The sequence below is a fragment of the Cupriavidus sp. SK-4 genome (genome assembly GCF_000611125.1).
GTDB lineage: Bacteria > Pseudomonadota > Gammaproteobacteria > Burkholderiales > Burkholderiaceae > Cupriavidus > Cupriavidus necator.
Genome location: NZ_JFJW01000004.1, coordinates 78,301 through 97,892 on the forward strand (window position 1 = coordinate 78,301; position 19,592 = coordinate 97,892).

The following is a 19,592-nucleotide window of genomic DNA, read 5'->3' on the forward strand; positions in this document are numbered from 1 at the left end:
GGCCGGCGGCAACGCCGCAGGCGGTCCGCCACGCCCCGTTTGACGGGCGCGAGCGGCCCGGACGGGAACCTTTGCCCCGCGCATGGGCCCATCCTTCACCAGACACACCAGAGGACAGACGTATGACGCAAATCCACCCCACCGCACTGGTTGACCCGAAGGCAGAGCTGGCATCCGACGTGACCGTCGGCCCGTTCTCCATCGTTGGCGCCAATGTGCGGATCGGCAGCGGTACCCGGATCGGCTCGCATACGACGGTCGAGGGTTACACCACGATCGGCGAGGGCAACACCATCGGCCCCTACGCATCGGTCGGCGGCGTGCCGCAGGACATGAAGTACCGCAACGAGCCGACCCGGCTCGAGATCGGCGACCGCAACACCATCCGCGAATTCACCACGATCCACACCGGCACGGTGCAGGACCGCGGCCTGACCAGCCTCGGCAACGACAACTGGATCATGGCCTACGTGCATATCGCGCATGACTGCACGGTCGGCAACCACACCGTGTTTTCCAGCAACGCGCAGATCGCCGGCCACGTTGAAGTGGGCGACTGGGCGATCCTGGGCGGCATGAGCGGCGTGCACCAGTACGTGCGCATCGGCGCCCATGCGATGCTGGGCGGCGCCTCGGCGCTGGTGCAGGACGTGCCGCCGTTCGTGATCGCCGCCAGCGACAAGAGCGGCAACAAGGCCACGCCGCACGGCGTCAATGTCGAGGGGCTGCGCCGCCGCGGCTTCGACGCGGGCCAGATCGCTGCGCTGCGCCAGGCCTACAAGCTGCTTTACAAGTCCGACCTCAGCTTCGACGAGGCGCGCAACGAGATCGTGGCCTTGCTGGGCCAGGCCGATGCCGGCACCGCAGCGCCGCTGCAAGCGTTTGTCGACTTCCTTGCCGCCACCCAGCGCGGCATCGTACGCTGAGACCGGACCGCAATGGTCGACGCCGCAATTCGGGGTGGCTTGCCCACAGGCAACGGTAGCGCCGCGGACCAGCGCGGCACCATCGCCATGGTGGCCGGCGAGGCCTCGGGCGACCTGCTGGCATCGTTAATGATGGGCGGGCTGCAGTCCCGCCTGGGCGATACGGTCGAGTACGCCGGCATCGGCGGCAAGCGCATGATGGCGCAGGGCTTCACCTCGCGCTGGCCGATGGAAACACTGTCGGTCAACGGCTATGTCGAGGTCCTGGGCTCGCTGCGCGAGATCCTGGCCACGCGGCGCGCGGTGCGCGACTGGCTGCTGGCCAATCCGCCGCAATGCTTTATCGGGGTTGACGCCCCGGACTTCAATTTCGGCCTGGAAGTGCCGCTGCGCCGTGCCGGCATTCCGGTGGTACATTTTGTCAGCCCGTCGATCTGGGCCTGGCGCGGCGGGCGCATCCGCACCATCGCGCGCGCGGTGGACCACATCCTGTGCCTGTTCCCGTTCGAGCCGGAGATCTACGCCAAGGCCGGCATTCCCGCGACCTACGTGGGCCATCCGCTGGCCGATGTGATCCCGATGGTGCCTGACGTCGCCGGTGCGCGCGCCGAGCTCGGCCTGCCCGCCGGGCATCGGGTGGTGGCGGTGCTGCCGGGCAGCCGCCAGTCCGAGGTGCGCAACCTTGGCGCCACCTTCTTTGCGGCGATGGCGCAAATGCAGCGCATGGACCCGAACCTGGCGTTCGTGCTGCCGGCGGCGAGCGCGCCGCTGCGCGCCATTATCGAAGAGTTGCACGCGCAGTATCCCGAACTGCGCCTGACCATCGTCGACGGCAAGTCGCACCAGGCGATGGAAGCGGCCGACGTGGTGCTGCTGGCCAGCGGCACCGCCACGCTGGAAGCGGCGCTGTACAAGAAGCCCATGGTGATCTCGTACAAGGTGCCCTGGCTGACCGCGCAGATCATGAAGCGGCAGGGTTACCTGCCGTACGTGGGATTGCCTAATATCCTTTCAGGGCGCTTCGTCGTGCCGGAACTGCTGCAGGACGATGCCACGCCCGAGGCGCTGGCCCGCGAAACGCTGCTGCAGCTCAACGACGAGGGCAACACCGCCTTCCTCTACGAGCATTTCACCCGCATGCACGAGACGCTGAAGTGCAATACCGCGCAACTGGCCGCCGATGTGGTGGTCGACCTGATGCACAGCCGGGGGACCGTCTGATGGCGCGCCGCAACGCCGCCTCTCCCCAAATGGGCCTCGACCTCGCCCCGGCCGCTGCCGCAGTGCAGCGCCTGTGCGGCGTTGACGAAGCGGGCCGCGGCCCGCTGGCCGGGCCGGTCTATGCCGCCGCGGTGATACTGGACCCGAAGCGTCCGATTCGCGGGTTGGCCGACTCCAAGATCCTGACTGCCGCCAAGCGCGAGCAGCTCTACGAAAAGATCTGCGAACGCGCGCTGGGCTGGCATATCGCCTTTGCCACGGTCGAGGAGATCGATACGCTCAACATCCTGCACGCCAGCATGCTGGCAATGCAGCGTGCCGTGCAGGGGCTGGCCGCCAGTGGCATCGTGCCGGACCTGGTGCAGGTCGATGGCAATCGTTGCCCGCAGGTGCCGTTCCCGGTCGAAGCCATTGTCCAGGGCGATGCGCTGGTCAAGGCGATCTCGGCGGCGTCGATCCTCGCCAAGGTGGCGCGCGACCGCGAGCTGAGGGTGCTGCACGAGCGCTATCCGCAGTATGGCTTCGATTCGCACGTCGGCTATGGCACGCCGCAGCATCTGGCTGCGCTGGCTGAGTTCGGCGCCTCGCCGCACCACCGCCGCTCGTTTGCGCCGGTGCGCGAGGCGCTGGCCCGGCTGCCCATGTTCACCGCCATGCCCGCCACCGCGGAAGTCACCGAGCCTGTCGCGACGGTATCCGTCACGCCCGCGCAGTGAAGGGCACCCAGACCATCTCCGCATCGTGAAGCACGTCACCTCGCGCGACAACGCGCTGTTCAAGCATCTGAAGGCGCTCGCCGGCTCTACCCACCAGCGCCGCAAGGCCGGCCAGTCGCTGCTGGACGGCGTGCACCTGGCGCAAGCCTACGTCGCGGCACGCGGCCAGCCCGTCACCTGCCTGGTGTCAGAGCGCCACTATGACCACGCCGAGGTGGCGCCGGTGCTGGCGCTGATCGAAGCCGAGCGCGTGGTGGTGCTGGCCGATGCACTGTTCACGCAGATCAGTGGTGTGGCCAATGGCATCGACCTGATGCTGGTGATCGAGACGCCGGTCGGCCACCTGCCGGCGCGCATCGAACAAGACTGCATCATCCTGGACGGGGTGCAGGATGCCGGCAATGTCGGGTCGATCCTGCGCAGCGCCGCCGCCGCCGGCATCCAGCATGCCTTCCTTGCCACCGGCTGTGCCTTTGCCTGGTCGGTCAAGACGCTGCGTGCTGGCATGGGTGCCAACTTTCACCTGAATATCGTCGAGCACTGCACGCTTGAGTCGCTGGCGCCGCGCCTCGCGGTGCCGCTGCTGGCGACTTCGTCGCACGCCGATGCCGCGGTATTCGATACCGATCTGCGCGGGCCGGTGGCCTGGGTGGTCGGCAACGAGGGGGCAGGGGTCAGCGACGGCTGGATGGCGCACGTCACGCGCAAGGTGGGCATCCCGCAACCGGGCGGGCTGGAATCGCTGAATGTGGCGGCGGCGACCGCCATCTGCCTGTTCGAGGCAGTGCGCCAGCGGCGCGCCGCCTGAGGCTGCGCCGGCAGCGCAAGCAAAAAGCGGCCTGAACGGCCGCTTTTTGCTTAGTAGTTGTCGCGATCGACCTTGATCTCCTGCAGGATCGTGGTCGCGATCTCTTCAATCGATTTGTGCGTGGAAGAGAGCCATTTGATCCCTTCGCGCCGCATCATCGCCTCGGCCTCGTTGACCTCATAGCGGCAGTTTTCCAGTGCTGCATACTTGCTGCCCGGGCGGCGCTCGTTGCGGATCTCCGTCAGGCGCTGCGGATCGATCGACAGGCCAAAGATCTTCGGCTTGAACGCATACAGCGCCGACGGCAGCCGGCCGCGCTCGAAATCGTCGGGGATCAGCGGGTAATTGGCCGCCTTCAGCCCGTATTGCATGGCCAGGTAGAGGCTGGTCGGGGTTTTGCCGCTGCGCGACACGCCCACCAGGATCACATCGGCTTCTTCCAGGTTCTTGTGTGACTGGCCGTCATCATGCGCCAGCGAGAAGTTGATCGCCTCGATCCGGTTTTTGTAAGCCTCTGTGTCAGCGTTCTGGTGGAAGCGGCCGATGGCGTGAGTCGACTTCAGCCCCAGTTCTTTCTCAAGCGGCTCGATGAAGGTCTGGAACATGTCCAGGATCATCGCCTTGGCGCGGCGCAGTGCCTTGTTCGCTTCCTGGTTGACCAGCGTGGTGAAGACAATGGGCGGCACGCCTTCGTTGTGGAATGCCTCATTGATCTTGCCGACGGCGATATGTGCCTTTTCCGGGGTATCGACGAAAGGCATGCGCACCTTGCGGAAGCGCATCTCGAACTGGGCCAGGATGGAGTGGCTGAACGTCTCCGCCGTGATGCCGGTGCCATCCGAGACGATGAACACGGTGCGGACCGCAGGGCGCTCGCTGGCCTGGGGCGCGGGAGCGGAGGGGGATTCAGGCTGCGTTCCAGGCTGGGACCCGGGTGTCGCCGTTCCGGGCGCTTCTGGCAGGGACATGGGGATGGCGCAATTAATAAATAGATTCAATCTTCCGCAGAAAAGTGCGGCGCAGCACGGTAGAATAGCGGCGATCTTTTCGCTAAGCAATTCCGCAGGGTGCCCGCCCATGGAACAATCCGGGCCCGGAATTGTCGACAATCTGCGCTACGCGATGAGAGCCGTAGCGCCAGGTCTGCAGCGCCAGTTCGGGGTTGCTTAGCCAAGCGATCAGTCCGGGAACAGAACTCCAAGAACATACCGGACATGCGCGACAAGTTTTCTACTTTGTTTTGAGGCTCTCATGACTAACCAGGCAGATAACGGCGCCTATGTGCTGCCGTTCGAGCAGTTGCGCATGGCTGACGTGGAAATCGTCGGCGGCAAGAATTCGTCGCTGGGCGAGATGATCTCCCAGCTGGCGCAAGCCGGCGTGCGGGTTCCCGGCGGCTTTGCCACCACCGCGCTCGCCTTCCGCGACTTCCTTGCCCACAACAACCTGACCGAGCGCATTTCCCAGCGCCTGAAGACCCTGAACGTCGACGACGTCAAGGCCCTGGCCGAGGCCGGTGCCGAGATCCGCGGCTGGGTCGCCGCCGCGCCGTTCCAGCCGCGCCTGGAGCAGGAAATCCGTGAATTCTACGCCCGCGTGGCCGAGCGCGAAGGCGCCGAGGCCTCGTTCGCGGTGCGCTCGTCGGCCACCGCCGAAGACCTGCCCGACGCCTCGTTCGCCGGCCAGCAAGAGTCCTACCTGAACGTCAGCGGCATCGACGACGTGCTCGACAAGATCAGGCACGTGTTCGCCTCGCTGTACAACGACCGCGCCATTTCCTACCGCGTGCACAAGGGCTTTGCCCATGACGTGGTGGCGCTGTCCGCTGGCATCCAGCGCATGGTCCGTTCGGACCTGGCTGCTTCGGGCGTGATGTTCACCATCGACACCGAATCCGGCTTCCCCGACGTGGTCTTCATCACCTCCAGCTACGGTCTGGGCGAAACGGTGGTGCAGGGCGCGGTCAACCCGGACGAGTTCTACGTCTTCAAGCCGACGCTGCAGGCTGGCAAGTACCCGATCATCCGCCGCTCGATCGGCTCCAAGCTGATCAAGATGGAGTTCACCAAGCCGGGCGAAGCCGGCCGCGTGAAGACCGTCGACGTGCCGGGCGAACTGCGCAACCGCTACTCGATCACCGATGAGGACGTGACCGAGCTGTCCCGCTACGCGATGATCATCGAGAAGCACTATGGCCGCCCGATGGACATCGAGTGGGGCAAGGACGGCAAGGACGGCAAGATCTACATCCTGCAGGCGCGCCCGGAAACGGTGAAGAGCCAGTCCGCCGGCAAGGCCGAGCTGCGCTTCAAGCTCAAGGGCACCGCTCCCGTGCTGACCAGCGGCCGCGCCATCGGCCAGAAGATCGGCACCGGCCCGGTCCGCGTGATCAACGACCCGTCCGAGATGGAACGGGTGCAGCCCGGCGACGTGCTGGTGGCCGACATGACCGACCCGAACTGGGAACCGGTGATGAAGCGCGCCTCGGCCATCGTCACCAACCGTGGCGGCCGTACCTGCCACGCGGCCATTATCGCGCGTGAACTGGGTGTGCCGGCCGTGGTCGGCTGCGCCGATGCCACCGACGTGCTGAAGGACGGCACGCTGGTGACGGTGTCGTGCGCCGAGGGCGACGAAGGCCGCATCTACGACGGCCTGCTGGAAACCGAAGTGACCGAAGTCCAGCGTGGCGATATGCCGGAAATCGACGTCAAGCTGATGATGAACGTGGGCAACCCGCAGCTGGCGTTCGACTTCGCGCAGATCCCGAACTGCGGCGTCGGCCTGGCCCGCCTGGAATTCATCATCAACAACAACATCGGCGTTCACCCGAAGGCCATCCTCGACTACCCGCAAGTCGATGCCGACCTGAAGAAGGCCGTGGAAAGCGTGGCCCGCGGCCATGCCAGCCCGCGCGCGTTCTACGTCGACAAGCTGGCCGAGGGCATCGCCACCATCGGCGCGGCCTTCTACCCGAAGCCCGTGATCGTGCGCCTGTCGGACTTCAAGTCCAACGAGTACAAGAAGCTGATCGGCGGTTCGCGCTACGAGCCGGACGAGGAAAACCCGATGCTGGGCTTCCGCGGCGCCTCGCGCTATATCGCCGACGACTTCGCCGAAGCCTTCGAGATGGAATGCAAGGCCATGAAGCGCGTGCGCGATGAAATGGGCCTGACCAACGTCGAGATCATGGTGCCGTTCGTGCGTACGCTCGGCCAGGCCGAGAAGGTCATCGAACTGCTGGCCAAGCATGGCCTGAAGCGCGGCGAGAACGGCCTGCGCATCATCATGATGTGCGAAGTGCCGTCCAACGCGATCCTGGCCGAAGAGTTCCTGCAGTACTTCGACGGCTTCTCGATCGGCTCGAACGACCTGACCCAGCTGACGCTGGGCCTGGACCGCGACTCCGGCATGGAGCTGCTGGCCAAGGACTTCGACGAACGCGATCCGGCAGTGCGGTTCATGCTGTCGCGCGCCATCGAGGCGTGCATCCGCCTGGACAAGTATGTCGGCATCTGCGGCCAGGGCCCTTCGGACCATCCGGACTTTGCCGAGTGGCTGACCAAGGAAGGCATCAAGTCGATCTCGCTGAATCCGGACTCGGTGGTCGAAACCTGGCAAAAGCTGGCTTCCTGAAGCATTTGACGTCACAATAACGATATTGCCGGCGCCTTCTGGCAGCCGGCAGGCACCGGCCCTGCGTCAGGTGTTGCTACTGCCCCGCAGACGCTGAAAGGCGCTGCGGGGTTTTTACTTTTCGGGATGTATCTGGACGAACGGGAGCTTGGATGGCGTACTACATCTGGTTCGTGGCAGCGGTCGCGCTGGTGATCATCGAGCTGAACACCGGCACCTTTTATCTGCTGATGGTGGCTGTGGGGCTGGCCGCGGGCGGAGTGGGGGCCCTGCTGGGGTTGTCGCCGGCCGCGCAGACGCTGGTGGCAGCGCTGGTCGCGGCGGTGCTGATCGCCGGCCTGCGCCGCACCCGCTTTGGCAAGCTGCGGCGCGGCAACGCCGCTGCCGATCCCAACGTCAATATCGATATCGGCCAGGAGCTCGACGTGCCCGGCTGGGACGCCAACGGGCGCGCCCGCGTGCCATACCGCGGCGCCGACTGGACCGTGGAGCTGGCGCCCGATTGTGCCGCTGCACCAGGCCGCCACCGCATCGTCGCGGTGCGCGGCAGCACCCTGGTCGTGTCTCCCCGCTGAAGCCCTGTCTTATTGCGCAGCGCGGCAATTGTTGCGCTGCGATCCGCCTGCCGCCGCCTGGCGGCTCCGTACTGCTGTCTTCTGTCTGGAGGGTCGTTACATGCTCGCATTTCAGCTTGGTTTGTTGCCGCTGATCATCCTCATTGCCGTTATCGTGCTGATTGCCAAGGGCATCAAGATCGTGCCGCAGCAGCATGCCTGGGTGCTTGAGCGCCTGGGCCGCTACCATGCGACGCTGACGCCGGGGCTGTCGATCGTGGTGCCGTTCGTCGACCGCGTCGCCTACAAGCACGTGCTCAAGGAAATCCCGCTGGACGTGCCCAGCCAGGTCTGCATCACCAAGGACAACACCCAGCTGCAGGTCGATGGCGTGCTGTACTTCCAGGTCACGGACCCGATGAAGGCATCGTATGGATCGAGCAATTTCGTGGTGGCGATCACGCAGCTGTCGCAGACCACGCTGCGCTCGGTGATCGGCAAGCTGGAGCTCGACAAGACCTTCGAGGAGCGCGAGTTCATCAACCACAGCGTGGTCAACGCGCTGGATGAGGCTGCCGCCAACTGGGGCGTCAAGGTGCTGCGCTACGAGATCAAGGACCTGACCCCGCCCAAGGAGATCCTGCACGCGATGCAGGCGCAGATCACCGCCGAGCGTGAAAAGCGCGCGCTGATCGCCGCGTCGGAGGGCAAGCGCCAGGAGCAGATCAACTTGGCCACGGGCGCGCGCGAGGCGGCGATCCAGAAGTCAGAGGGCGAGCGGCAGGCCGCCATCAACACGGCGCAGGGCGAGGCGAGCGCGATCCTGGCGGTGGCCGAGGCCAACGCGCAGGCGATCCAGAAGATCGGCAATGCGATCCGCACCGAAGGTGGCATGGATGCGGTCAACCTGAAGGTGGCCGAGGAATACGTGGCCGCGTTCGGCAACCTGGCCAAGCAGGGCAATACGCTGATCGTGCCGGGCAATATGGGCGAGATGAGCAGCATGATCGCGGCCGCCCTGCAGATCGTGAAGGGGCAGCAGAAGGCTGCCTGAAGGGGCTGGCGGACACGCCGCGGCAGCGCGGCGCCGGGGCTCAGTCCTTGGCGTCACCCTTCATGATGCGGGCCTTCTCGCGCTGCCAGTCGCGCTGTTTCTCGGTCTCGCGCTTGTCGAACTGCTTCTTGCCCTTGGCCAGGCCGATCTCGCATTTGACGCGGCCGCGCGTGTAGTGCAGGTTCAGCGGGACCAGCGTGTAGCCGCGCTGCTCGACCTTGCCGATCAGCTTCTTGATCTCGTCGGCCTTGAGCAGCAGCTTGCGGGTGCGCACCGGGTCGGGATTGACGTGGGTGGAGGCGCTTTGCAGCGGGCTGATATGGGCGCCGATCAGGAACATCTCGGCGTCGCGCACCACCACGTAGCCTTCCTTGATCTGCACGCGGTTGGCGCGGATCGCCTTGACTTCCCAGCCTTCCAGCACGATCCCGGCCTCATATCGCTCTTCGATGAAGTAGTCGAAAAAGGCCTTTTTGTTGTCTGCGATGGTCATGCGTGCGGGTGGGGGAACAATGAGTGAAATCCGGTCGGATCGCTGCAGTGCCGCATGGCGAGGTGCCGCCATGCGCCAGCGTCGGCTAAAATTGGCATTTTAGCAAACCAGCCCCGGTACCGGCTCATGCTGCCGCACGTTGCGCACGGCATGGCCGCAAGCCAGATTGCCCACTACATGGCAGACGTCCATAAATCCGTACTGCTCGGCTACTCCGCCGCGCAGATGTACGACCTGGTCACGCGCGTGGAGGACTATCCCAAGTTCCTTCCATGGTGCGGTGGCGTGGAGGTGTTCGAGCAGACCGATACCATGCTCGACGCCAAGATCCATATCCACTTCAAAGGGATCCAGCAGTACTTCCACACCCGCAATACGCAGGAACGCCCCACCCGCATCGACATGACCTTTGCCGACGGGCCGTTCAAGACTTTCAACGGCGCGTGGCGCTTTACGCCACTGCGCGAAGACGCCTGCAAAATCGAATTCCATCTGCACTATGAGTTTTCCAGCCTGCTGCTGGAAAAAATCATCGGCCCGGTCTTCAGCATGATTGCCAATACCTTTGTCGACGCCTTCGTCAAGCGGGCCGAGGTGGTCTATGTCGCCAACTGACGCCGGCGCGGGGACGGTGCATATCGCGGTCTGCTATGCGCGGCCCGACACCGTCTTCCTGAAGGAGATAGACGTGCCTGCCGGCACCACGATTGCCGCGGCCATCGTCGGCTCCGGGCTGCAGCAGGCCTGTCCTGAGGTGGACCCGTCGACCATGCGGGTGGGCATCTTCGGCAAGCTCAAGACACCGGAGACAGTGGTGCGCGAAGGCGACCGCGTGGAGGTTTACCGGCCCTTGACCGCCGATCCCAAGCAGGCACGCCGCAAGCGGGTGCAGAAGCAGCGCGCAGGCGGCACGCGCGAAGGCCAGAAGTGGTTGCGCGGCAGCAGTTAAGCCGGGCTTGCCAGGCATGCAAACGGGGCCGATGCGCCCCGTTTTTCTTTGGCTTCAGCTGCAGTTCTTCTCGAGGCTGGCGTTGGTCTTGAGCATCTCGGCCTGGCGCTGGTCGCTGTTCAGGTGCTGCAGCGAGCCGTCCGGACCCGCCACCGCAGCGCGCATGCCTTGCTGCAGGCCGTTGGCGTAGCTGCGCAGCTGGGCGCAGCGGGCCTCGCGCTCGGCCGCCTCGCTTTCCTTGCGGGCCTCTTCGGTGGCGGCTTTCAGGCTGGCCTCGCGGCGCTTCTGGAAGGCTTCTTCGGGCGTTGGTGCCGGGGCCGCGGCGGGCTTGGCCGAGGCCTTGGCCGGAGCCGGGGCAGCAGGGGCGGGCGCCGTGGCATTGGCGGCCTCCACCGGCTGGAACTCGCCGGCAAAGCGGCCCGGGGCGCGCAGCACCTTGGCCGCCGCCGCCGACGGCGGCACGTCGCTGTAGACCATGCGGCCGTTGGCGTCGCGCCATTGCCAGTAGGCAAGGGCCTGGACGGGAACGGCGAGAGTGGCGGCGGCAAGCAGGCACAGCGCGGACGATCGTTTCATGGCGAGGCGTCTTAAAGTGACTCGGAGGTAACTGGTGCGGCTTGAATCGTGCTGGGCCGCCGGCTGCGCGCATGGCGATGCCGCGGCAGGACAGCCGCGGCGATGGCTTGGCGCCCGCCTGGTATCAGGTGCGTAGCGCCGGTTTGACCCTGGTAAAGCTGTTGTTCGTGGCGCGTGTGACCCCCGCGCCATCGTTCGCTAGTCTACGCAGACTTGTCGGTGGCGTGCAAGCGCACCGACCATGCCACGCCGACCATCAGCAACACAATGGCGGCGATTTCCAGCGGCCGCGGCCAGCGGTGGTCGAAGACAAAGCCGTAGGCCAGCGCGAACAGCGTCTCGAACACGATCATCTGGCCTGACAGTGTCAGCGGCAGGCGCCGGCTGGCGATATTCCACAGGTTGTTGCCGATCAGCGACGCACCCAGCGCCACCGCGGCATTGACCATCCAGAACCACTGCCAGTCACGGCCGCTGTCGCCCGCGGTCAGCGTGTCGCCCGCCAGCAGCCAGCCGATCACGGCCAGCACCGCCGACACCGCACCGGTCGACAACCCGTACAGCGCCGACCATTCATTGCCGCTGTATTGCGGGTTGCGCTGCAGGTAGCGTGCGTTATCGACCGCGTAGAGCGTCCAGCAGACCAGCGCGCCGGCCGCGCAGCAAACGCCGGCAAGTTTCTGCCAGACCGGCCGGGCTGCCGCGCCGGCTGCCGCCGCGTGGGCGCTCTGGCCGCCGCCGAACAGGTCGATGTTGATGCAGGCGATGCCGGCCACCACCACCAGCAGCGGCCACACCAGCCGCGACAGCGGCACGGCGCCGTGGTCGCGCCGGCCCATGATGGTGACCGAGATCGGCAGGATGCCGATGATCAGGGAGGTGGGACCCACCCCGGAGAGCTGCACGCCGAAGGCCAGCAGCACGTAGTAGAGCAGGTTGCCGGTGAAGGCCTGGCGCAGCAGCGCCACGCAGTCCGCCCGGGTCAGCTTGCGCGCGATGCGCTTCATCAGCGGCAGCGCGGCCACGAAGGCGACCAGGCCGTAGGCCAGGTAGCGGCCGATGGCCAGCTCCCACGGCGAGAACACGGGCAGCAGCTTGGGGGCGATAAAGACCATGCCCCAGAAGGCGCCTGCCAGCAGCCCGCACAATACGCCGATTCCCATGCTTCGCTTCGCCCGAATAAAAGGACGACGAGCATAGCAGACCGCTTGCAGGAAAGCCCGCAGGAAAGCCCGTTGCAGTGCATCAGCAAAGCGCGCATTCCTGTATAATTCGGTTTTGCGCCTAGAGGATTTGCTATGCGTCTTGTCCAGAAAGCACTCACATTCGATGACGTGCTGCTTGTCCCGGCCTATTCGGCCGTCCTTCCCCGGGATGTCTCCCTCCGCACCAGCCTGACACGCTCCATTGAACTGAACATCCCGCTGGTATCCGCGGCGATGGACACAGTGACGGAAGCCCGCCTGGCGATTTCCATGGCGCAGGCCGGCGGTATCGGCATCGTCCACAAGAACCTGAAGCCCGCCGACCAGGCCCGCGAAGTTGCGCGCGTGAAGCGCTATGAGTCGGGCGTGCTGCGTGATCCGATCACCATTTCGCCGGACATGAAGGTCCGCGATGTGATCGCGCTGTCGCAGCAACACGGCATTTCCGGCTTCCCGGTGCTGGAAGGCAAGGCCGTGGTCGGCATCATCACCAACCGCGACCTGCGTTTCGAGGAAGAGCTCGACGCCCCGGTGCGCGCCAAGATGACGCCCCGCGAAAAGCTGGTGACCGTGGCCGAAGGCGCGACGCTGGAAGAAGCCAAGCGCCTGATGAACCGCCACCGCCTTGAGCGCGTGCTGGTGGTCAACCAGGCTTTCGAGCTGCGCGGCCTGATCACGGTGAAGGACATCCAGAAGGCAGTGGACAATCCGCTGGCCAGCAAGGACGACCACGGCCAGCTGCGCGTAGGCGCCGCGGTCGGCGTGGGCCCGGACAACGACGAGCGCGTCGAACTGCTGGTCAAGGCCGGCGTCGATGTGATTGTGGTGGACACGGCACACGGCCATAGCCAGGGCGTGCTGGACCGCGTCCGCTGGGTCAAGCAGAACTTCCCGCAGGTGCAGGTGGTTGGCGGCAATATCGCCACCGGCGATGCCGCGCGTGCGCTAGTCGAGCATGGCGCCGACGGCGTCAAGGTCGGCATCGGTCCGGGCTCAATCTGCACCACGCGTATCGTTGCCGGCGTGGGCGTGCCCCAGATCACGGCGGTTTCCAACGTGGCCGAGGCCCTCAAGGGCACCGGCGTGCCGCTGATCGCTGACGGCGGCGTGCGCTACTCCGGCGATGTGGCCAAGGCCCTGGCGGCCGGCGCCCACACCGTGATGATGGGCGGCATGTTCTCGGGTACCGAGGAAGCGCCGGGCGAAACCTTCCTGTTCCAGGGCCGTTCGTTCAAGAGCTACCGCGGCATGGGTTCGGTGGGTGCGATGAAGGATGGCGCGGCAGACCGCTACTTCCAGGAAGACAACACCGCCAACGTCGACAAGCTGGTCCCCGAAGGCATTGAAGGCCGCGTGCCTTACAAGGGCTCGGTGATGGCGATCATCCACCAGCTGACCGGCGGCGTGCGTGCTTCGATGGGCTATTGCGGCAGCAAGTCGATTGCCGACTGGCACGAGAGCGCCCAGTTCGTCCAGATCACGGCAGCCGGCATGCGTGAATCGCACGTGCACGACGTGCAGATCACCAAGGAAGCGCCGAACTACCATATCGACTGACGCGCACCGGCTGCGCCCGTCGCCTCGCGGCGGTGCACGGCCGCAAGATCGTCGGGGCGAGGGCGCATTGCCGCGGGCGGCGCCTTCGCCTGACCGGAATGCCATCCGGCCCGGCCGCTCGCCACGCCGGTGTTGCCTGAACCTGGGCCACACCGGCCGGCCGCACCATCGGCCGGGCCCATGACGAGGAGCGCCAATGAAGGTATTGCTGCGAGCCGTGCTGTTTTTCGATGCCCTGGTGGATTTTCTGCTGGGCATCCTGCTGTTGATGTCCCCGTTCACCACGCTGTATGCGGCGTTGCAGTTGCCGCAGCCGCAACCCGCCCTATTCGGGCAGCTGCTGGGCGTGGCGCTGGTCGGCCTGGCCGCGCTGCTGTGGCAGGCAACATTCAACGGCCAGCTGACAGTGCCAGTGGCGCGCACGGCCGGCTATGTGAACCTGGCCAGCGCAGTGCTGATCATTGCCTGGATGGTGTTCATGGAACTGCCGCTGGTCGGCGCGGGCAAGAACTGGCTGCCGGTGATGGCAGTGGTGCTGGCGTTTTTTGCGCTGGTGCAAATTCCCGCTTCCAGGCGCGTGCGCAACCGCGAAAGGCAACTGAAGGCCGAGCGCGCACTGCAGGAACAGGAACAAAAGAAGGAAGTCCGCAAGGAACCCGGCGTCGCCCCCGCGGCGCGCCCAACGAATACCCCAGAATACCGGCGCGAGCCGGTCATCACGCCGCCGCCGGGATATGGCCCCGGCACGGAAGTCGTGACCGAGCCCATCCCGGAAGACACGCCATCGGCCCATCATGCACGACAAAATCCTCATTCTTGATTTCGGCTCGCAGGTCACGCAGCTGATCGCCCGCCGCGTCCGCGAGGCGCACGTCTATTGCGAGATCCACCCGAACGACGTCTCCGACGACTTCGTCCGCGAGTTCGCCCCCAAGGCCATCATCCTGTCGGGCAGCCATGCCAGCACCTATGAAGACCACCAGCTGCGCGCGCCGCAGGCCGTGTGGGACCTGGGCGTGCCCGTGCTGGGCATCTGCTATGGCATGCAGACCATGGCCGTGCAGCTGGGCGGCAAGGTCGAATGGAGCGACCACCGCGAATTCGGCTATGCCGAGGTGCGCGCCCATGGCCACACCAACCTGCTCAAGGACATCGAGGATTTCCGCACGCCGGAAGGCCATGGCATGCTCAAGGTCTGGATGAGCCACGGCGACAAGGTTGCTGGCCTGCCGCCGGGCTTCAAGCTGATGGCCTCTACCCCCAGCTGCCCGATCGCCGGCATGGCCGACGAGGCGCGCGGCTACTACGCGGTGCAGTTCCACCCCGAGGTCACCCATACCGCCAAAGGCCGCCAGATGCTGGAGCGCTTCGTGCTCGGCATCGCCGGCTGCAAGCCTGACTGGGTCATGCACGACCATATCGCGGAAGCCGTTGCCAAGATCCGCGAACAGGTCGGCGATGAAGAAGTCATCCTGGGCCTGTCCGGCGGAGTCGACTCGTCGGTGGCCGCGGCGCTGATCCACCGCGCCATCGGCGATCAGCTCACCTGCGTGTTCGTCGACCACGGCCTGCTGCGCCTGGACGAAGGCAAGATGGTGATGGACATGTTCGCCGGCCGCCTGCACGCCAAGGTCGTGCATATCGACGCCTCCGAACAGTTCCTCGGCCACCTGGCCGGCGTGACCGATCCCGAGCAGAAGCGCAAGATCATCGGCCGCGAGTTCGTCGAAGTGTTCCAGGCCGAGGCCAAGAAGCTGAGCAACGCCAAATGGCTGGCGCAGGGCACGATCTATCCGGACGTGGTGGAGTCGGGCGGCACCAAGACCAAGAAGGCCACCACCATCAAGAGCCACCACAACGTCGGCGGCCTGCCGGAGACGCTGGGCCTGAAGCTGCTGGAGCCGCTGCGCGACCTGTTCAAGGACGAAGTGCGCGAGCTGGGCGTGGCCCTGGGCCTGCCGCCGGAAATGGTCTACCGCCACCCGTTCCCGGGCCCGGGCCTGGGCGTGCGCATCCTGGGCGAGGTCAAGCGCGACTACGCCGACCTGCTGCGCCGCGCCGATGCCATCTTCATCGAAGAACTGCGCAAGACCATCGCCACCGAACAGGACGCCGCCGCGGGCCTGTGCGAGCCGGACCAGGTCGGCAAGAGCTGGTACGACCTGACCAGCCAGGCCTTCGCCGTGTTCCTGCCGGTCAAGTCCGTGGGCGTGATGGGCGACGGCCGCACCTACGACTACGTCGTCGCGCTGCGCGCGGTGCAGACCACCGACTTCATGACCGCGCACTGGGCACACCTGCCGTATGCGCTGCTGGGCCGCTGCTCGAACCGGATCATTAACGAAGTACGTGGCCTGAACCGGGTTGTGTATGACGTGTCGGGGAAACCGCCGGCGACGATCGAGTGGGAGTAAAAAGACGTCTTTCGGGGGCTATCGCCAGCTATCGAAAAATCGTTGTAACGTGTTGATTTTTAACGAAATACGTTGCGGCACCTATCGGTGACTATCGCCGGCCAGCGGAACAAGTTGGCGGTAGAAATGGCGGTAGAACTTGGAGGCCGGATTTAGATCCTCCCGTTTACTATCTGGACCAAATCGGTCTTTGACGGTAAAAGTCTCCTGAGGAAAGCTTGTTTTATGCGGCTTTCCGGGCATCAGCAGGTCTCCTGACCCCTGACGGTAAGAGCCGTCATGAACAGGAGGAAAAACCTCGATGCTTACCGACACCGCACTGCGGAATCTCAAGCCTAAGTCCAAGACTTATAAGGCTTTTGACCGCGACGGCATGTACGTGACGGTATCGCCCACCGGTACCGTCACCTTCCGCTACGATTACCGTCTCAACGGGCGGCGGGAAACGCTGACCATCGGCCGCTATGGGCCGGCCGGTATCTCGCTGGCCCTTGCCCGCGAAAGGCTGCTCGACGCCAAGAAGGCCGTCACCCAGGGCAAGTCCCCGGCGCAGGAGAAGCAGCGCGAGAAACGCCGGTTGACGGCTGCCAAGAGCTTCGGCGACATGACCGCCCGGTGGCTCGCCGACGCCCGGATGGCCGACAGCACACGGGCGATGCGCAAGAGCATCGTCGATCGGGACATCCTCGCGGCCTTCCAGAACCGGCTGCTCAATGAAATCACCGCTGATGACCTGCGTGCCTTGTGCAACAAGGTGAAGGCGCGCGGTGCGCCCGCCACCGCGGTGCATGTCCGCGACATCGTGAAACAGGTCTATGCCTTCGCTATCCTGCACGGCGAGAAGGTGGACAACCCGGCTGACGACGTGGGTGCAGCCTCGATCGCGACGTTCGTGCCGAAGGATCGTGCCTTGTCGCCGCTGGAGATCCGGTTGAGGGCGCGGCAGGTGGAGTCGGTCGCCACCTATCCGACCATCCGGCTGGCGCTGCGCCTGGTCCTGCTGACGTTGGTGCGCAAGAGTGAGCTGATCGAGGCGACCTGGAACGAAGTCGATTTCGAGAATGCGATTTGGACGATTCCGAAGCAGCGGATGAAGGGGCGCAACTCGCACGTCGTCTACCTCTCACGCCAGGCGCTCGACATCTTCGTGGCGCTGCATACCTGCGCAGCCGGTTCCAAATTCGTCTTGCCGTCGCGCTACGACGCCGACCGCTGCATGTCGAAGGCAACCTTGAATCGGGTTACACAAATCGTGGCCGAGCGGGCCAAGGCCGCCGGATTGCCGCTGGAGCCGTTCACCGTCCACGACTTGCGCCGTACCGGCTCGACGCTGTTGAATGAGGTCGGCTTCAACCGCGACTGGATCGAGAAGTGCCTGGCGCATGAGGAGGGACGTTCCTCGCGCTCCGTCTACAACAAGGCCGAGTACGCAGACCAGCGGCGTCACATGCTGCAGGAGTGGGCCGACATGGTCGATGCCTGGATCGATGGCCGGACGCACGTGCCGACGCTGATGCCCGAAAACGTGTCGGTGCTGGTGCTGAGCGCGACGTTGTGAAGGTGTCCCTATGGCTCTGATACTCGGGCGTGCCGCAGATCGCTTGCCAGCGGTTCATGATCGTGGAAAAAACAGCACTTTGAGTGAACGAATTTTCGATTTTTTAAACCAAAGTAGGTTGGCCGAGGTTTATAAATGGTGTATTTTGAGCACCATGAGTGATCAAAATACTGGAAAGCTAAACCGCCTCCTGACCCAACTGGGCGACACCACCCTGGTTTCCAGCCGGTGGCTGCGGGCACAGGGCTATTCCAACAGCCTCGTCGCACGCTACGTGGACAGTGGCTGGCTGGTGTCGCCGACGCGTGGCGTGTATTTGAGGGCGGGCGGACGCTTGCAATGGGAGGGCGCGGTCCGCAGCCTCCAGGTCGGCGAGGCATTGTCGCTGCATGTCGGGGGGCGTTTCGCGCTCACCTTACAGGGGCACGAGCACTACCTGCGCCTGGGCGAAGCCGGGACGGTCACGCTCTATGGGCCAGACCGGCTTCCAGGGTGGGTGAGCAAGCTGCCGTTGAGCGAGCGCTTCGAATTGCGAGGCAAGGGGCCATTCGACCTGCCTGCATTGCGCTTCACGCCCGAAATGCCGGAGAACGTGTTGCTCGATCAGGGATTGGCATGGCATGAGACCAACGCCGGGACGGATGCGCTGGCTTGCTCCACCCCGGAACGGGCCATGCTGGAGTTGTGTGATGGCGTGACGGATGCGGCGTTGGTCTATGAGGTCGATGCCTTGATGCAGGCAATGACCACGCTGCGACCGCAACGGGTCGGCATGCTGCTGCGCCATTGCCGCAGCATCAAGGCCAAGCGTCTGTTCCTGGCCCTGGCCGAACGGCATCGGCATGCGTGGCTGTCGCATGTGCCGCTCCAAGGTGTCGATCTGGGCAGGGGCAAGCGCGCGCTGGTGCCCGGCGGCCGGTTGCACCCGACCTATCAGATCACCTTGCCTGGAGACCTGGATGAACACCTGGCTTGATCAATGGGACAGGCGCTACACCGACCGGGTGCAATTGCTGGTCGACATCCTGCCGGTGCTGGCACAGGAGCCGCGCTTCGCGCTCAAGGGCGGCACGGCGATCAATCTGTTCGAGCATGATCTGCCGCGGTTGTCCGTGGATATCGACTTGGCCTGGTTGCCGATGCAGGACTATGCCGTCGATGCGGCCCAGATCGAGGCGGCAATGGCGCAATTGGCCGGCGTGCTACGCGCGCGGCCGTGGCAACTGCAGGTGCAGTTGTCAGCGGGCGAGGGCGGCCGCGTGGCGACGCGGCTGGTGGTCAGCCGTGACCGGGCGCGCGTGCAGATCGAGACCACCCCGGTGATGCGTGGCACCGTCCATCCGGTACGGGAGATGGTAGTCAGGCCCAAAGTGGAGGAGGCGTTCGGATTCGCTTCCGTGCAGGTGCTCGATTTTGCCGACCTCTATGCAGGCAAGCTGGCTGCTGCGTTGTCACGCCAGCATCCTCGCGACCTGTTCGATGTCAGCCTGCTGCTCGAAGACGAGCGGGCCGACGGGACGCTCTGGCGGACCTTCCTCGTCTATCTGACCTGCAGTCCCAAGCCGGCGTGGGAGATGCTGGCGCCCAGAGAGCCTGCAGACTTCGAGGCGACGTTCAACGCGCACTTCCGCGGCATGACGTCCGAGCCGGTGAGCGTGGAGCAGTTGCTGCAGAGCCGCGCGCGATTGCTGGAGCAGGTCGCGGCTTGGCTGGACGAACCTTCCCAGGCGTTCCTGCTTTCGGTAGAGGCCGAGCAGCCGGATTTCGGGTTGATCGACCTGCATCATGCGCTGGACCTCCCGGGTGTACGACGCAAGCTGTACAACCTGGCTCAGCGCTCGGAGGTGAAGCGGCAGGCCGATCGCTTGCAGTTGGAGCAGGCGCTAGCGCGGATCGCGGGGCGCGCAGGCTGAGGGAGAGATGAA

General features: G+C 65.2%; 19 protein-coding genes. 15 read left to right on the top strand and 4 right to left on the bottom strand.

Annotation, left to right across the window (positions count from 1 at the left end):
* The first annotated feature begins 122 nt into the window (after nucleotides 1–122).
* From lpxA to CF68_RS01360, 4 genes are read left to right on the top strand one after another with little or no spacing between them, the layout of a single operon-like run.
* Nucleotides 123–926, top strand: coding sequence for an acyl-ACP--UDP-N-acetylglucosamine O-acyltransferase (gene lpxA / locus CF68_RS01345; RefSeq protein ID WP_013956949.1), 804 nt, complete (start codon nucleotides 123–125; stop codon nucleotides 924–926).
* A gap of 12 nt (nucleotides 927–938) precedes the next feature.
* Nucleotides 939–2,147 (top strand): lipid-A-disaccharide synthase, encoded by a 1,209-nt coding sequence (lpxB, locus tag CF68_RS01350; RefSeq protein ID WP_035815522.1) that lies wholly within the window; start codon nucleotides 939–941, stop codon nucleotides 2,145–2,147.
* The gene (rnhB, locus tag CF68_RS01355) at nucleotides 2,147–2,863 is read left to right on the top strand and encodes a ribonuclease HII (RefSeq protein WP_035815523.1); all 717 of its coding nucleotides are present in this window, start codon (nucleotides 2,147–2,149) and stop codon (nucleotides 2,861–2,863) included. Before lpxB ends, rnhB begins: the two co-directional genes overlap by 1 nt.
* 25 nt (nucleotides 2,864–2,888) lie before the next feature.
* Nucleotides 2,889–3,671, top strand: coding sequence for an RNA methyltransferase (locus CF68_RS01360; protein ID WP_035815524.1), 783 nt, complete (start codon nucleotides 2,889–2,891; stop codon nucleotides 3,669–3,671).
* A gap of 50 nt (nucleotides 3,672–3,721) precedes the next feature.
* Here CF68_RS01360 and CF68_RS01365 read toward each other — a convergent pair whose 3' ends face one another.
* The gene (locus tag CF68_RS01365) at nucleotides 3,722–4,525 is read right to left on the bottom strand and encodes a pyruvate, water dikinase regulatory protein (RefSeq protein ID WP_010809585.1); all 804 of its coding nucleotides are present in this window, start codon (nucleotides 4,523–4,525) and stop codon (nucleotides 3,722–3,724) included.
* A gap of 397 nt (nucleotides 4,526–4,922) precedes the next feature.
* On the opposite strand from CF68_RS01365, the gene ppsA reads away from it, so the two are divergent.
* From ppsA to CF68_RS01380, 3 genes are all read left to right on the top strand, one after another.
* A complete protein-coding gene (ppsA, locus tag CF68_RS01370) occupies nucleotides 4,923–7,307 on the top strand; it encodes a phosphoenolpyruvate synthase (RefSeq protein ID WP_035815527.1) in 2,385 nt (794 codons plus the stop codon).
* Between the two features lie 152 nt (nucleotides 7,308–7,459).
* Nucleotides 7,460–7,882, top strand: coding sequence for an NfeD family protein (locus tag CF68_RS01375; protein ID WP_035815529.1), 423 nt, complete (start codon nucleotides 7,460–7,462; stop codon nucleotides 7,880–7,882).
* 100 nt (nucleotides 7,883–7,982) lie between these two features.
* Nucleotides 7,983–8,915 (top strand): SPFH domain-containing protein, encoded by a 933-nt coding sequence (locus CF68_RS01380; RefSeq protein ID WP_035815531.1) that lies wholly within the window; start codon nucleotides 7,983–7,985, stop codon nucleotides 8,913–8,915.
* A 40-nt stretch (nucleotides 8,916–8,955) separates the two neighbouring features.
* On the opposite strand, the gene smpB is transcribed toward CF68_RS01380, so the two are convergent.
* A complete protein-coding gene (gene smpB / locus CF68_RS01385) occupies nucleotides 8,956–9,408 on the bottom strand; it encodes an SsrA-binding protein SmpB (protein WP_013956942.1) in 453 nt (150 codons plus the stop codon).
* A 177-nt stretch (nucleotides 9,409–9,585) separates the two neighbouring features.
* On the opposite strand from smpB, the gene CF68_RS01390 reads away from it, so the two are divergent.
* Nucleotides 9,586–10,023: a type II toxin-antitoxin system RatA family toxin gene (locus CF68_RS01390; protein ID WP_035815566.1), complete on the top strand. Its 438-nt coding sequence runs from the start codon at nucleotides 9,586–9,588 to the stop codon at nucleotides 10,021–10,023.
* Nucleotides 10,010–10,357, top strand: a complete 348-nt coding sequence (locus CF68_RS01395) for an RnfH family protein (RefSeq protein ID WP_035815533.1) — start codon at nucleotides 10,010–10,012, stop codon at nucleotides 10,355–10,357. Before CF68_RS01390 ends, CF68_RS01395 begins: the two co-directional genes overlap by 14 nt.
* A gap of 54 nt (nucleotides 10,358–10,411) precedes the next feature.
* On the opposite strand, the gene CF68_RS01400 is transcribed toward CF68_RS01395, so the two are convergent.
* Entirely contained in the window at nucleotides 10,412–10,933 is a 522-nt protein-coding gene (locus CF68_RS01400) for a DUF4124 domain-containing protein (RefSeq protein ID WP_035815534.1), read from the bottom strand.
* 203 nt (nucleotides 10,934–11,136) lie between these two features.
* Nucleotides 11,137–12,096, bottom strand: coding sequence for a DMT family transporter (locus CF68_RS01405; protein WP_035815535.1), 960 nt, complete (start codon nucleotides 12,094–12,096; stop codon nucleotides 11,137–11,139).
* Between the two features lie 135 nt (nucleotides 12,097–12,231).
* On the opposite strand from CF68_RS01405, the gene guaB reads away from it, so the two are divergent.
* From guaB to CF68_RS01435, 6 genes are all read left to right on the top strand, one after another.
* Nucleotides 12,232–13,695 (top strand): IMP dehydrogenase, encoded by a 1,464-nt coding sequence (guaB, locus tag CF68_RS01410; RefSeq protein WP_035815536.1) that lies wholly within the window; start codon nucleotides 12,232–12,234, stop codon nucleotides 13,693–13,695.
* A gap of 196 nt (nucleotides 13,696–13,891) precedes the next feature.
* A complete protein-coding gene (locus CF68_RS01415) occupies nucleotides 13,892–14,515 on the top strand; it encodes a membrane protein (RefSeq protein WP_035815537.1) in 624 nt (207 codons plus the stop codon).
* On the top strand, nucleotides 14,490–16,109 hold the full coding sequence (gene guaA, locus CF68_RS01420; protein ID WP_035815538.1) for a glutamine-hydrolyzing GMP synthase: 1,620 nt from the start codon (nucleotides 14,490–14,492) through the stop codon (nucleotides 16,107–16,109). Before CF68_RS01415 ends, guaA begins: the two co-directional genes overlap by 26 nt.
* Nucleotides 16,110–16,410: 301 nt before the next feature.
* Nucleotides 16,411–17,667: a site-specific integrase gene (locus tag CF68_RS01425; protein ID WP_035815539.1), complete on the top strand. Its 1,257-nt coding sequence runs from the start codon at nucleotides 16,411–16,413 to the stop codon at nucleotides 17,665–17,667.
* A 154-nt stretch (nucleotides 17,668–17,821) separates the two neighbouring features.
* On the top strand, nucleotides 17,822–18,643 hold the full coding sequence (locus CF68_RS01430; RefSeq protein WP_035815540.1) for a type IV toxin-antitoxin system AbiEi family antitoxin domain-containing protein: 822 nt from the start codon (nucleotides 17,822–17,824) through the stop codon (nucleotides 18,641–18,643).
* Complete coding sequence (locus CF68_RS01435; protein ID WP_035815541.1) at nucleotides 18,627–19,580, top strand: nucleotidyl transferase AbiEii/AbiGii toxin family protein; 954 nt, start codon at nucleotides 18,627–18,629, stop codon at nucleotides 19,578–19,580. The genes CF68_RS01430 and CF68_RS01435 overlap by 17 nt, the downstream gene beginning before the upstream one ends.
* Nucleotides 19,581–19,592 lie beyond the last annotated feature (12 nt).